The organism is Sphingopyxis sp. 550A (genome assembly GCF_053569535.1).
Map to the genome: position 1 here is coordinate 66,350 of NZ_JBSEEH010000002.1, position 13,919 is coordinate 80,268.

The 13,919-nt window shown below is 59.7% G+C and carries 15 protein-coding genes; all 15 read right to left on the bottom strand.

The annotated features are described in order from the left end of the window. Positions 1-34: 34 nt before the first annotated feature. Positions 35-1,219 (bottom strand): LPD7 domain-containing protein, encoded by a 1,185-nt coding sequence (locus ACVENA_RS23050; protein WP_020819804.1) that lies wholly within the window; start codon positions 1,217-1,219, stop codon positions 35-37. Further along, positions 1,209-3,110: a type IV secretory system conjugative DNA transfer family protein gene (locus tag ACVENA_RS23055; RefSeq protein WP_059153602.1), complete on the bottom strand. Its 1,902-nt coding sequence runs from the start codon at positions 3,108-3,110 to the stop codon at positions 1,209-1,211. The genes ACVENA_RS23050 and ACVENA_RS23055 overlap by 11 nt, the downstream gene beginning before the upstream one ends. Beyond that, positions 3,088-4,080, bottom strand: coding sequence for a P-type DNA transfer ATPase VirB11 (gene virB11, locus ACVENA_RS23060; protein ID WP_011627746.1), 993 nt, complete (start codon positions 4,078-4,080; stop codon positions 3,088-3,090). The genes ACVENA_RS23055 and virB11 overlap by 23 nt, the downstream gene beginning before the upstream one ends. Further along, entirely contained in the window at positions 4,077-5,345 is a 1,269-nt protein-coding gene (virB10, locus tag ACVENA_RS23065) for a type IV secretion system protein VirB10 (protein WP_059153601.1), read from the bottom strand. The genes virB11 and virB10 overlap by 4 nt, the downstream gene beginning before the upstream one ends. 1 nt (position 5,346) lies before the next feature. After that, positions 5,347-6,189: a TrbG/VirB9 family P-type conjugative transfer protein gene (locus tag ACVENA_RS23070; protein WP_059153600.1), complete on the bottom strand. Its 843-nt coding sequence runs from the start codon at positions 6,187-6,189 to the stop codon at positions 5,347-5,349. Then, on the bottom strand, positions 6,186-6,869 hold the full coding sequence (locus tag ACVENA_RS23075) for a virB8 family protein (protein WP_059153599.1): 684 nt from the start codon (positions 6,867-6,869) through the stop codon (positions 6,186-6,188). The genes ACVENA_RS23070 and ACVENA_RS23075 overlap by 4 nt, the downstream gene beginning before the upstream one ends. 9 nt (positions 6,870-6,878) lie before the next feature. Further along, positions 6,879-7,199, bottom strand: a complete 321-nt coding sequence (locus ACVENA_RS23080; RefSeq protein ID WP_022684495.1) for a hypothetical protein — start codon at positions 7,197-7,199, stop codon at positions 6,879-6,881. A 10-nt stretch (positions 7,200-7,209) separates the two neighbouring features. Then, positions 7,210-8,226 carry a type IV secretion system protein gene (locus ACVENA_RS23085; protein WP_059153598.1) on the bottom strand — a complete coding sequence of 339 codons (1,017 nt, stop codon included), beginning with the start codon at positions 8,224-8,226 and terminating at the stop codon, positions 7,210-7,212. 43 nt (positions 8,227-8,269) lie between these two features. Continuing rightward, on the bottom strand, positions 8,270-8,575 hold the full coding sequence (locus ACVENA_RS23090) for a hypothetical protein (protein WP_059153597.1): 306 nt from the start codon (positions 8,573-8,575) through the stop codon (positions 8,270-8,272). Position 8,576: 1 nt separating this feature from the next. Further along, positions 8,577-9,290 (bottom strand): type IV secretion system protein, encoded by a 714-nt coding sequence (locus ACVENA_RS23095; RefSeq protein WP_059153596.1) that lies wholly within the window; start codon positions 9,288-9,290, stop codon positions 8,577-8,579. A 13-nt stretch (positions 9,291-9,303) separates the two neighbouring features. Next, the gene (locus ACVENA_RS23100) at positions 9,304-11,688 is read right to left on the bottom strand and encodes a VirB4 family type IV secretion/conjugal transfer ATPase (protein WP_006949654.1); all 2,385 of its coding nucleotides are present in this window, start codon (positions 11,686-11,688) and stop codon (positions 9,304-9,306) included. Next, entirely contained in the window at positions 11,675-12,019 is a 345-nt protein-coding gene (locus tag ACVENA_RS23105) for a type IV secretion system protein VirB3 (RefSeq protein WP_006949650.1), read from the bottom strand. Before ACVENA_RS23105 ends, ACVENA_RS23100 begins: the two co-directional genes overlap by 14 nt. Positions 12,020-12,025: 6 nt before the next feature. Then, positions 12,026-12,367: a TrbC/VirB2 family protein gene (locus tag ACVENA_RS23110; RefSeq protein ID WP_059153595.1), complete on the bottom strand. Its 342-nt coding sequence runs from the start codon at positions 12,365-12,367 to the stop codon at positions 12,026-12,028. A gap of 21 nt (positions 12,368-12,388) precedes the next feature. After that, positions 12,389-13,054: a lytic transglycosylase domain-containing protein gene (locus ACVENA_RS23115; protein WP_059153594.1), complete on the bottom strand. Its 666-nt coding sequence runs from the start codon at positions 13,052-13,054 to the stop codon at positions 12,389-12,391. A 397-nt stretch (positions 13,055-13,451) separates the two neighbouring features. Further along, positions 13,452-13,760 carry a hypothetical protein gene (locus ACVENA_RS23120; RefSeq protein WP_020819813.1) on the bottom strand — a complete coding sequence of 103 codons (309 nt, stop codon included), beginning with the start codon at positions 13,758-13,760 and terminating at the stop codon, positions 13,452-13,454. Positions 13,761-13,919 lie beyond the last annotated feature (159 nt).

Sequence of the window (13,919 nt, forward strand, 5' to 3'; positions counted from 1 at the left end):
GGTTTCCTGTTTCCAAAAAGCATGTGCCATGCACTTAGCGCGAGCGTGACGGCTTCCTTTCCTGCTGGCGCAGCGTCAAATCCTCGCGCGCTATGCGGGTAGCCTCGTTCTGGCGCTGTTGCTCGAAACGGGCAGCAGGGACCGGCGCGCCAACCTCAATACGCTTGGCGACAGTTTCCTTGGCCCGCTCTATGAAGCGATCCCTGTCTTCCTTTTGGGTGAACCGGGTTTTCGCTTCGATCGCTGCCGCCAGGACGTGCGATTGCGCGGCCTTGAATTGCGGGTTGGCCGCATTATCCCGATGCGAATTGCGCCGGAACTGTTCGGCCGCAGCACGAGATTCTGAGGGGTCTTGCTTTGCCATGCTCGCTCTCTTTGCCGGGTCTTGTGCTTCGCGGGCCTTATCTCGCGCCGCCAGCCTTTCTCCCTCAAGTTTAAGCTGTTCAGACGGCTTGAACCCTTTCACTTCGACCCCCGATCGCGCCGCTTCCAGATAGACCGCCTTCTTGAATTCGTCGCTTCCATGAACACGGATCGACTGCCAGCCATTGTGCTTCGCGATCGCGATAGCATCGCCAATGGCATAGTCCTTGTTGATGCGAATGCCGTCTTGGCCCTTGATCGACATATCGGGCTTGTCATCGCGGCCGCTACGGAAAAGATCATTCCCAACGCGCAGATATTTGCGTTCGAGCTGCGTGGGCAGAGCCAAGCGTGTGTCGTCAACTTGCTTGTCATCCTTTGGCGCTGCCTTCGATGGAACCTCAGCTTTCGCGGGCGCAGCACCGTCTTTGCTCTCCGCCCTGGCTCGCTCACCCTCATGGATATTGAGCGATTTATCGGCCGATGCGGTCGGAGCCGCTTCGCGCTTCGCTTGCCGGGGCCACGCATTAAGGTCGGCCCGCACTCTGCTTTCGTGTCCGCGCAATTCGTCGGCAGGCGCTCCGCGTTTCAGCGCCTTATTATACTCTTCGACAGCCGGCGTCAGATATTGCGCAACCGGCGTGGACCCATCATTGCGCCAATCCGTGGACGCCAGATAAGCGGTTTTTCCGCCTTTCTGCATCGTCAGCGCGTGGTCATATTGGTTTTCCAGCTTGGCAAATGCCTTCATGGCATCGGGGAATCTCGCAAAGGTTTCCTTGCTGTTCCCAGGGCCAAGAATTTCGTAGGAGCGCGGCGTCTTTGCTTGGCGTTCGCTGTTGTCATTATCGGCCATATTCTTCTCCTTCACTCAGAACTAGATCCCGGCGCTGACCTTCCCACTCCTCTTTCGTCGGGTCGGGACCAATAATGTCGTCGAAGTTGATTTCATCGAAAGCCATGCTGCCGTCCTTCACTGTCAGGTTCGGCATATCGCGATCGAGGGCGAGAACGTCTTCGGGAATGTCCTGCACCTGGTCATCGGCCAGTGCGGAATAATCATTGAAAGCCGCCAGCTCTTCATCGCTCAGATCATCGACGGCCGCGATCGGCGCGACCGGCTTGGGCAGCGCCGGCACTTCCGGCGCAGGCGTCAAGCGCGAGCGGAACACGGCATCCTTGAAGTAGCGGATTTTCTTCCCGCGAATGACGGGGATGCCGCCCCGGATGACGAGTATATCGTCTTCGGGCAGCTGCATCAGCTCTTGCGGGAGCATCAGCGCGCGGCGCTGTTCGGAGATCGTCTTGCTTCGATTGGCGAGCAATCCATGTATCGTCAGGGACCGGCTTTCCGCATCCTGACCAAGATAGCCGAGGCGTTCGGACAGTTCCTTTGCGACCCGCAGCTCCTTCGGCGTGAAAGCAATTTCGACCCCGCAGTTTGATACGATTTCGTCCGCGCCATGCTCACCATAGACATTCCGCAGCTGGGAGCGGGACTGGATGACGGGGAGCAGACGCAGCCCATAGCCGCGCACATAGGAGAACGCATTGGCAATGACCTGGGCGCGGCCGAGCCGCGCAAATTCGTCCAGAATGAGCAGCACGGATAGCTTTTCACCATCGTCGGGCAGTTGCCGCGTGTTGAGGTCGATCAGCTGTTGGAAAAACAGATTGTAGAGCGGCGCGACCCTATCGAGTTCATCCGGCGAGACACCGAGATAGATCGAGGTCGGGATGCGGCGAAGGTCCGTCAGGGAAAAGTCGCTTTCGGCCGTCGCGCGATCGACAATTGGATTGATCCAGAGATTGAGCTTGGAGGTGACGGTCTGGATAATGCCGGTGAATGTGTTGTCCGCGCTGGACGTAAAATCGCTCAGCGCGGCGCGGCACCCTTCCGATAGTGCACTATCGCCAGCTTCCTTGGTGAAGAATGCCTTCATCCCCGGCATCGTGATGGTCCGGTATATCTCGCCAAACGAGAAGGGACGTTCAGGCTTGGCCGCGATCCACGATGCAATGCCGACAAAGGCCGTGCGCGCTGATTCCGTCCAGAATGCCTCGCCCTTCTCCGGGGGCACGAAGAGCATCGTGGCGATCTTCTGCAATTCGACCAGGACCTCAATTGGATCGGCCCTGTTGATGTAGCTAAGCGGATTGTAGCGGGCTGTGCGGCCTTCTCTGTCCGTAGGGTTGAACAGCACAACCTTTTGGCCGCCCTTGCGGCGGAAACCCGCCGTGATTTCATAGTTCTCGCGCTTAATATCGAGCACGACAACCGAATCCGGCCATTGCAACAGATTGGGGATGACGATGCCAACGCCCTTGCCCGATCCGGTAGGCGCTTCGAGCAATACATGCTCCATCTTGCCCACCATAAGGAAGCGGTTGCGGACGCGGCCGAGCACAATGCCCTTTTTCGCGCGAAGGCCCGCCTTGCGGATTTCGCCTTCGCGCGCGAAGCGGGCTTCACCGTGAAGGTTCCTTTTCGGCCGCAGGACGATCGCCATAAGCAACACCGGCAGCGGCACGCCTATGACCGCGCCTCGCCAGAGCGCTTCGGTCACGACAGGATCATGGCGGTAATACCAGAAGAAGCCGGGGAGCCTGAGCGGATCATAAGCCGCGGCGGGCATCTTGAGAAAGAACCACGCCACCGTCCCGGTCAGCAGGCCGATCAGCAGCAGTGTGATCGGAAGGAGGACAAGGGCCAGCGCGAGCCTGTTAGAGCCTGTTTTCTGGATCAAAATATATCTCCGTCACGCGAAAGCGGCCTTCGACCTTCTTGGTTTGCACGACCACATCCACCAGCAGCTTGAGCAGGCTGCGAATGTCGTCACGGGCCAGATCGGCGCCGCCCTCGCTTTCCTTGACCAGCAATGTCAGCTGTTCGAACGCGAGTTCGGCCGAGTCCGCATGGATCGTCGTGATCGAGCCGGGATGGCCTGAGTTGACGTTGCGGAGATAGAAGAACGCGGTGCCGTCGCGCAGCTCCTGCAACAGTATCCGGTCAGGCCGCATACGCAGGGCCGATTCCAGAAGATCCTTTGCAGAGATTTTCGCGGTGCCCTGCTTGTCCTTCGCGTAGAGCATGTGGACCACGTTGCGATGCGGAACGACCAATTCGCGCGTGTCTTCGATCGTCAGCAGCCGCTCATGCGGCGGAATAAGCTGGATCAGCCCTTTAGAGAGCGTCGTCTTTCCCGAGCCGGTAGCGCCCGAAATCAGGATATTTTTGCGGCCCTGAACTGCCTTTTGGAAAAATTCGACATGTTTTCCTGCATCGAGCAGATCGCGCAATTCAACATCGAGCGGTGAGACTTGCCGGGTTGCGATCTTTGTCTCGCTAAACAGCCCACCGCGCTCGAAGTCCTCCATCGTCAACGTCACCGATGACGGTTTGCGGATGGTGATGGACACCGTGCCGGCAGGGACAGCAGGCGGCACAACCAGCTGCACACGCTCACCGCTGGGGAGGATTGTGGAGCAGATTGGTGTGGACTGGCTTATGTCCTGATGCGTGAAAGCCGCCGCTGCCCGCGCGAGCGCGAGCAGCGACTTTTCGTTGAGGTCAGGCAATGTCTCCCAGGACCACCCATCGCGCGTTTCAATCGCCGCCTCGCCAGCCTTGTTAATCACCAGTTCCGTTACGTCCTCACGCGCGAGCAGAGGGCGCAGCGGCAGCAAGGCGTTTTCGAGGACAGCCGTATTGCTCATTGGCCGCGCCGAAGCCGAAGGCCGTAGATGTTGGAGAAGTCGAAGTCGCGCGCGACCATGATCCCCACTTCCGCGCCCTGATTGATGCGAAGCACCGGCTGAATCTGCATCGTGTCCCGCAAAATCGTGTCCGATGCTTGGCTGGGAACCCGTGTGACATTATCCGCGTCGGAGACTTCCGAGGCGGCGATCGAGGCGGCATCGTTGAGCGAGCTGAACAACAGCGCGGCCCCGAAGCGTTCCCAAAAGAAGTTCTTCACGCCGCCTGCCATACCTGAACGGCCAAGCGCATCGCTGGCGGGCGAACCTACGTCGATCGCCACGCCGCGAGGCGTGACCGCGCGGTTCCATACCGCAAAGAGACGATATTTGCCGCGCTGGACGCCGGTTTGATATTCGCCCAAGACGCGCGTTCCCTTTTCCAGCAGGACGACGCGGCCGTTGTCCGAATAAATGTCGCGGGGAATGATGCAGCTGACATATCCGGGCTGACTGGAATCCATTGCGGTTTGCAGCACGCACGGAATGAACGACCCCGCAAGGATCAGCATATCGCGGTTGCCAATGTCGCGGCCTGACACCCGATCGATTTGCGAGGTCTGGCGCATGTTTTCGAGATTGGTCCGGCGCGATCCACCTTGCCCATCCCCATCGGCCGACGCACCAATTAACTGCGCGCCCTGTCCTCCTGCGCCGCCGCCCATGGGCAGGCCGGTGGCAGCTGCCACCGCTCCACCGACCCCGCCGCCGTTTTCGCCGCCATAGGCCATGATCCCGGCGCGGCGTTGGGCCTCAGCGATGACTTGTCCCTCAGACTTTTGGGGGCGGCCATTCGCGCCGCCCGTGCGGGGCGCTTGGCTTCCATCAAGCGCCGGCACTTCCGTCATGGGCACCGGGGCGTTCGGATCATTCGGCGCATCGGCAAGCGTTGGGGCTATGATTGACTTCGGATCGTAGTTGGCGAGTTGCCTTTCATCCGGCTTTTCCGCTTTCTCGGCCTTTTCGGTTGGATCGCTCCGCATCGCGTCGATGGTGCTAAAACCGAGCACGATCGCGCCGCAGGCAACCGCAGCGAGAACGACCGCCTTTTTGGGGTCGATCGACCTGTTCGGCAGGGCGGCAATCTTCGCCTGGCGCTCGCTTTGCCGCTCAATGTCTTCCGGATCGGGCACCGGCTCCGACGCAAGGGGCCGGTTCTCGACCGTCTCGCCCTGCGAAATGATGTTGTCGCCATGCGGCGCATTGTCATGATCGTTCGCAGCCATCTTACTCAACCCCTGTGGTTCGCTCGACCAGCCCCGAGGCCGTGTCAGTTTTGGGATCGCGCCCGTAATAGTCAGTCTTCTGATTGTGGATGCAGAGCACTTCGAGGCCCCGGCGCAGTCGGATTGTCCCGTAAACCCCGTGCAGCACCACATATTCATCGCGCACATCGAAGGAGGCGATGGCTTCCGATCCATCAGGATTGACGATGAAGAACGCCGGCAACTCACGCTGGTTGGGAAAGCGCATTACCGTGAACTGTCCGTTGTCAGACACTTCGGAGGGCTGGATGGCGGTCGATCCTTGCATGATGTAGTCGGCGTTGCGCGTGCCTTCCAGCACGCCAATATCGAGCGCGGACTTCACCGCGCCGCGTTCCAAGGCTTTCAGCTGGGCCAGCTGGGCCATTGCGGCTTGCGCCTGCGCTTCGGCCGCTTCCTGTTCAGGATAGCGGAAAACGACCGTATAGAAGCCGCTGCCCCGCTGCGTTGGCGACAGAGCGAACCGATAGCTGCGCGGGCCATAGCGCGAACGTGTAATGACTGTCAGGTTCGTGCGACCCGCTCGCTCGCGTGGTTTGATGAAGAGCGAATTGGCAGCCGGTGCGACTTCCCAGGACACGGTATCACCCAGCGCCACATGCTCGACCACTTCATCCTTGGCGAAGACGATTTCCGTGGCGATGCGGAACACGCCCGGAATCTCATAGACTTGCCGATCATTGTAGTTCGCTTCACGAACCCGGTGATCGAGCACAGTCGCATGGGGCGTTTCTTCGGCCATCGCCGGCGACGCAGCCAGCGCGATCGCGAGCGCAAACGGGGCGCTCCACTTCAACACGGTCATTGGGGCACCTCCACGTCAGCGCGATAGCTCTCGACCTGATAGCCAAGCGGATTCTTGAAGCGGTCCACTTCCTTGCTCGGCGTGCCATCGACCTTGTATTTGATGGTCGCGACGGCATCGGTTTTGGTCGAGTTCGAGCCGGTCACAGATTCCTTGGTAAAATAGACCTGCGCGACGTTGCCGCCCAGGAACGACACCCGCTTGATCTCGACAAAAACATCAGTGCGGTTCGCAAGGATGTTTTGCGGGCTTTGGGGATTGTCGGTCTTGTAGAAGCGTGACCACCGATCCTGTTCGGGCCGCGCCGACATGACCATGACCGCATCGAAATATTCTTCGCGAGCGGCCGCTATCCAGCCTTCGCGATAGCGGACATAGGTAGCGAGGAAATACTTACGGACCGCCTCGTCATAGGTGATCGTCGCGTCACCGTGGAGCTTGGCGGCGATCGACGCCTCGCCCGTGTTACGGTCCACCGTGATAACATATGGCTCGACCGTTTTCAGAGGCGTCAGGGCTGCAACGGCCACAACGCCAGCAGTCGCCAGCGCGCCAGCAACGCCAGCGACGGCCCACGCCAGCTTTTTGGAGCGCTCGGCCGCCGCAAGCTTGTCACGTTCCCAGCTTGCAGCCTCTTCAAAATAGGCTTTCAGCTCGTCCTTTGGAATACCAACTGCCATCGTAACACCTCAGCAATTCGAGTAGATCGGGCCGCGCAGCGAGGCGCTTAGACGCGGCACTTCGACCGCCCGCGATGCGTCCGACTGTTCATTGCCCGGAGTGGATGGGTCTGCCGGGGCCGCGTCCGGCGTTGCCGGTGCACCCTGATTGAACACGTCCACATTTGCCGGCGCGGTTCGCTGTGCGGCCTGATCCGGGATTGAGGGGAGGGTAAGCCCATGCGGATTGGCAGGCCGCATCGGCCCCTCACATTTGGCTGGCTTTTTTACGGGCTGACCTGCGCAGGCCGCCAGCGCCAGGCAGATTCCGAGTCCAAGCAACTTGCGCATATTCGTTCCCTCAAGCTCTGGTGATTGTGTTTCGGTTGCGCCAACGGCGAACCGCCGACGAGAAGCCCCGTCCCATGCTGGCTCCCATGGCGCGGGCATCGCTGGCCGCGTGGCCTGCGCCCGTTGCCATCGCGCCGCCACCCTTCGTCACCGCGTTGCCGAACTGCGTCACCATTGCAGCCGCGCCGCCACCCAGCGAGGCAGCAATTCCGGGGATTTGGATGAAGAAAAAGCAGGCGAGAATGTAGAACGCGATGATCCGGATACAGGTGCTCCAGATGTTGTCAAAATCGCCATCGAATGTTGCTGTTGCGGATTCAGCGACATTGGCCACAACCAGCACAAGAAGCATCGCAAATAGCGACAACATCAGAAAATTGAGGACGCTGCCGAGCCACGAGAAGAAATAGCTTCTGGTGGAATCGAACAGCAGCGCTGCTACGAAGATCGGCCCGACCACCGCCAGACATGCAAGCGCAAAGAGCGCGTAGAGCACGATTACGAAGCCAACGGCCAGGGCGAACAGGGCCGCGATCGCTGTCAAAAGAATGATGATAGTGGCACCGATACACAGCATAATTGCGGCGGCAGCGCCGGGAATATCAGTCAGTGAGGCGTGTTCCTCTGCGTATTTCTCGGTCGCATCCTGCATCGCGAGCAGTGCATCATCGACCCGCGCCCACATCCCATCGAAAGACCCGCCAACGCCTTCCGGTGAGCCGCCTACGATCGAGGCAAACTCATGCGGTAGGCCGGTCACGATCATTTGTGCGAGCGATGCTCCATAGAGGTTTGTCACAGCATAATAGAGCGCGGCCAGCATCAGCGAGCGATAGACATATTCGCGGAAGGGGTATTGCACCGCCCCGCGCATGATCGCGTAGCCTAGCAAGATTATGTAAATGATCATGCCAGTGCGGAGCGGTCCAGCGATCCACCCAACAAACCCAGCATAGTTGGATACAACTACCGAATTGAGTTCGTTGGTGAAGCCCTGATAGGCATTCGTAAAGAGATCGTATTCCACCAGCCCGCTCCGATTAGGTGTAATTCAAGCTGTTTTTTCAGCCTTACATTCCAGCTGCCGCGCGCGCTCGCGCACGCTGCTCATCGCGTTTGCGCGACCTTTCAATGGAGGCGATTTTGTTCTTGATGCCTCCGCAATTGCGCGCCACTGGCATGGGGAGGTCCGACTGTTTGAGTTCGCTGTTCACGATCTTGTCGCACTCAGCGACGATCACCGGAATCTGATCCTCATGAGTTTTGAGCCAATCAACATCATGATAGGTCATCAGAATCTCGGGAAATGTGGGCGCGCGTTCGCAGCCGGCGAGAAAGCCGGCTGCGCTGATCGCAAGAAGGACCATCTTCTTCATGTCAGATTCCAGCTGCCGCGCGCGCTCGCGCACGCTGCTCATCGCGTTTGCGCGACCTGTCCGCAAAAGCTTCGGCCGTGTGCGCCGCGGCCTCTGCTCTGCGCGCTCGCTCCAACGCTTCGACGCGGAGTTGATCGTTCATCATCGACGCGCTTTCGAGCTGGATGCGGGCTTGAAGGTCCGCAACTTCCTTTGCGGTCGATGCGGTCGCAAGTCGATTGCGCAGCTCTTCCAGACCTTCGCCGCGCGATGTGGCCGCTTCGCCCATGCCTTCGGCCATGGCCTTGTCCATCGCGATCGAGCGAGCTGTCTGGTAGCGAACATCGGTTTGATCGCCATTCGCGGACACGCCGAGACGTTCGAGCATGTCCTGATAGATCGCATCGGAACGGCCGCCGTAGCCGCCGCCGCCGCTGAAATCGCCGCGCGCCATGCGTTCGAGGGAGTTCACATCGACGCCGAGCGTGCGAAGCGAATCCGTCTTGAGCTGGTTGGCGATCGAGGAAACATCGGTCAGCTGGTTCAGCCCTTGGTAGAGCTGCTGCGCTTCCGCAATCTGCTGGCGACCTTGCTCAATCATCTGCATGGTCTTCTGGATTTGTTCGATATGCTTGAGCACGGACGTGCTATCGAACACAGGGATACCCTGCGCACTGGCTGGCGTCGCGGCCGCAAGGCTCCCGATCGACACAGCCGCCAAGAAAAGCTGCTTCATAGTCTCACTCCTTTCAGCTTGGGCGCCGGCGCCGGTGAAATTCCGGCAACCAGAGCTTCGGATCATTGCCCAGTTCGGCAATCACTTCGCGGGCCACGCCCGTTGTCTCAGCGCGCCCCGACAGCACGGCGAGTTCATCGTCCATGCCAATGAGATCCAGGCCGACCACAACGGAGTCATGGCCCTGCTTCACGAGGAATTTGCGGCTTTCCGGCGACAGCTCTTCGCGCACCAGCTTAAATTCCGCCTCCGAGAGCGAGAAGCCTTCGATGTAATCCCGGCGCTGGCCGAACGGATTGGGCAGGAAGATTTTCGTCGCGACCTGCTCCAAGATCGAATGGCTGATCGTGGACCGCAGCGCGTCTGCAGGCGACTGCGTTGCAAAGACGAGGAACGCGTTGCGCTTGCGGTATGTCTTGAGGCCATCCTGCGCAAATGCTGTGAACGCCGGATCGGCCAGCGCCTTCCAAAATTCGTCAATCGCAATCACCATGCGCTCGCCTGTCAGGAGCGCGTCTATCCGCTCGAACAAGTAGAGCATGACCGGCGTGCGGATTTCCGCGTTTTCGAGGAAGTCGGTCATATCGAAGCCCACGAAACGGGCTTCGAGCGACATGGAATCTTCCTCATTATCGAAAACCCAGCCAAGGTTCCCCTCGGAGGTCCACTTGACCAGGCGCGCGCCGACGCCGCCCGAGTCCGACATACCGAGCATGGTCCGCAGCGCCGACAGCGAGCGTTGCTCGCGCGGCAGCTTCATCACGGCTTCAATGCCATCGTCGATCAGGTGCGATTCCTGCACCGTGATCGGCGCACCCTCTTGCTTCACCAGCTGGCGGATGAAGCGACCGAGGAACGCGCGATGAGAAGCCGTATTGTCGAGTGCCTTGAGCGGAGCGAACCCCGTAGGCTCCCCGTTGCGCAGCGCGAGATAGGTGCCGCCACTGGCGCGGACAAAAATCTCCGCGCCCTGATCCTTGTCGATGAAGATATGGCGCGCGTTGAACTTTTCGAGCTGCGCCATCAGGAAATTGACCAGCACCGTCTTGCCGCCGCCCGATGGACCAATGACCATCGAATGGCCCAGGTCCGCCGAATGGAAATTGAAGTAATATGGGCTGCGCGCGCTTGTCTTGAGCAGCGCGACCGCAGGCCCCCAATGATTGCCGTCCTCGTGCCCTGCCGGGAACGTATGGAAGGGCGAGAACGCAGAGAAGTTATAGGACGTGATCGGTGCGGGGCGCGCCCTCCACGCGAAATTGCCGACCAGCTGCGACCAATAGGCAGCTTCCAGCGCCGCGCTTTCGCGGGCGGCGACCATGCCCGTATCGGCCAGCGCAGCGCGCGCGATCGACATATTATCGCGCAGCTTTTTCAAATCTTCCGCGAACACCGTCAGCGTGAAATGATGGTCCCCCAGCACAAAGCGGTTCGATTGCAAATCGTCCGCCGCGTCGATCAACTCATCCATCTGACTGATCGCCTTGTCACCGGCGTTCGCCATTTGGGTCTGGCGAAGCCGGAACCGTTCTGTTGCCGCTGTGCGCGACAGGAACGTGAACGACTGCGTTATGGCGAGGCTGAAATCGACCGAGAGCAGCGATTCAAACTGGCGCGGCGTTGTCGATGACGGATACTCGCGAATGCCGAAAATGCCGCCGAACATCGAATGATCGGCGTCGCGGACCTCAAATGTCTCAGCGCCGATAATGGCGCGGCTCGCATAGAGCGCCGATCCGAGGCGACCACGAACCAGAGGACAGCGCCGATAGCGCCCGGTCATCACCTGGTTCAGTATTTCCAGCGGTTCGGAGAACAGGAGGCCCCGGTGCTCATAGATGCCGACACGGCGCGGACGAACGCGCAGCAGCAGCTTTTCCAGATCGCGCACCTTGTCTTCCAGCAGCTCTAGAGCTTCCGCGATATTGGCGTTCTTGTCCTCCTGCTTCTTGCGCAGGAAATCCATCAGCTTGTCGGTCGCGTTTGCTGTTGGGCGGATCACGACCGTCATGAAGAAGCGGTTGCGGAACATCCGTTCAGCCGTCATCCGCTCATAATATTTTTGATCGAGCTTCGCGGCGAAATGGGAGCGGAACGTGCCGCCCGGATAGTCGCGCACACGCATCCGCAACATGTGCGTCCAGATCGAAAGCCGCTCGTCATGGATATTGCGCCAGACCCCGTTGAGGCGCGTGTGCCAATCGTTCAGATCGCGCACGTCCGAAGTCTCGAAAGGACGGCCATCCAGTTCGAGCATGAGCATAAGATCGCCATTATCGAGGGCGACCACATGCTCATTGACATGCCGCGAATACGGCAAGAATTTCTCTGGCATTTCCTCCCGCTTGGCCTTGTCAAAAGGCACCTTCTCCGCGAGCGCGCTCTTACCGAACACCACGACCAAATCCCTTTCGCTTGATTCCGTAGAGCGGTAGCGGCGTGTAGCTCGACCCACCCCAAAAGACGCGGTTCCGGTTCGCCGCTTTGGTCCGGCCCCAAAGGAAGATCAGCCGGAATGCGTTCACGTCATGCCGCACGATGAGCCGCGCCATCGCATAAAGCGCGACGGCGGCCGCGCCGCCGTAGAGAGGATTGCCCGAACCAACCAACGTGATTGCGCCCGCCATGATGATGAGCGCGCCCGCCTCAATGGGAACACCCGCCCACAAAGCGGGGCGGGTGACGGCCAAGAACAGCGGGTCTTTTGTCATTTCTTCCTGACCGTCCATCCCCGATCACCCCGTAATCGTGTCGACGATCCACGGCGCGGAGAACACGATCACCACGCCAACTACGACCGTGACGAGCATCTGCACCGACGCGCGGCCGAGGAACCACAGAAGGCCAACGACGATGATCGCGATGATCGCCAGCGTGCGGAGCAAGCCGTTGCTCAGCAGGCCGAGAATGTTGTCGGCCAGGCCTTCAAAGTTTGCCTGCGCAAAAGCCGGCTCCGCTATGAGCAGGCTTGCCAGCAGCGACAGGGGCAGCGCGCGCGCCATGAGCGGCGAGGGCTTGAGACGCGCGAGCAGCGCGTCGAGCCGGGATTCAGCCTTGATCTTCCAGATACGAAACATTCGACAACTCCTATCTTCGCCTTACGAACCAATCCGCGCGTGTTGGGCGCGGCCGAAAACATCCCACGCAGGCGGTGCAGGCGGTGGAGCCGCCTCCATGTTCTCCGCTGCGATTTCCGCCAGCTCCACCGGCACACGACCGGCGCCAGTGTCGCTCACGGCGGCGCTGGCGGGCTGATCGCCCACGATGACAGTCGGGATTGCGGTCGCAGGCCGACCGCTGACGCGGCGACCTGCATTCTCCACGCGGGCGACATAGCCGTTGCGGAAACCTCTCGATTGAGAGCCTGTGTTATACATGCTGAGTGCGACCCGAAGGGCCTCTTGCGGGGTGCGACCCGTCTTGGCCGAACGGAAATTGGACAGGAGCACACGGCCTGCCGCTTCGACATTGGCGCACTGCTTGAAAACAGTGTCCCACGTCAGGCCGAGCCAGCCCATGTTGCGTGAATTGATTTGGCCGAGGCCGAGATCCACGCTGTAGCCGCGCGCAACATAAGAGCGCGCGGTTGCGATAGCCTCCGCCTCATTGCGCGGACGGCGCGGCTGACTGGCCACGCCGTTGACGTTGATCGCAAAAACATAGTTGGAAGATTCCGCATCCACGATCGCGGCGATCGTATGCGGCGCTACCGCTGGGGCGCATTGCGCCGCCAGCGAAAGAACGGCTCCGGTTTCGAGGAACACGTTCCCGCTCCCGGTCAGTTGCGCGGCTGATAGTAGGTCTGTTGCCGCCCGTCAGTCCAAGTGACCGTCAAGCGACCAGGCCTCCCATCATCCGGCTTCTTGTATTTTGTCTTGGCGATACCCCCGCCCGTGCATGTCGGGAAGCTGCCGCCGAGAGCCAGCACCCGCCACAGTTTCGTTATCGGTGGAACACAGGCTGGATATTGCGTCGGACCACCCGGGTTGGAGATGCACAGAACAACCTCACATGCCCAAGTATTATCCGACGCTACAGCGGGGGTCGATTGCACCGCAGCCCCCACCAAGGCGGCCGCGAGCGCGAAATTAAAAGCTTTCATCGCTTTCTCCCTCGTCATCGAGATTTATGCACATATCACGATGAGGGGGAAAGGGAAGCCTAAAACGCCAATTTGTTGCTGCATTGTTTGTCGGGGACCAATCGGATATGGTCATCCTCATATCCGTAATCGAGCACGACATGCCGCACGGCACTTGACAGTCGCTTGTATGTTTTAAGCGTCGGTTGCTCGAATAGGCAGACATTCAGCCACTTATCGCCATGCCACGATACTTTAACGTTGATGATCCATTCACTCGACGGCAACTGCGCAATCTCGACCGCTTGGATCATTCCCCCAGCGGGGCGGCGGGTGGTTAGTTCGCGTTCCAGGATCGGATCATACTGCCAATCGTCGCTATGCGGCATCGTGATTTATTCCCTTTTACCGATAAGGATATGTCTATCCTCGCTTTGACGGCGAGGGCAACCCGGCTTGTCCTCTCTTGCCGTGCAACCACATTACAGCCATTAAGCGTGTCAACACGCTTATTCCGGCACCACATCAACCTCTTGTGTTTTAGACCT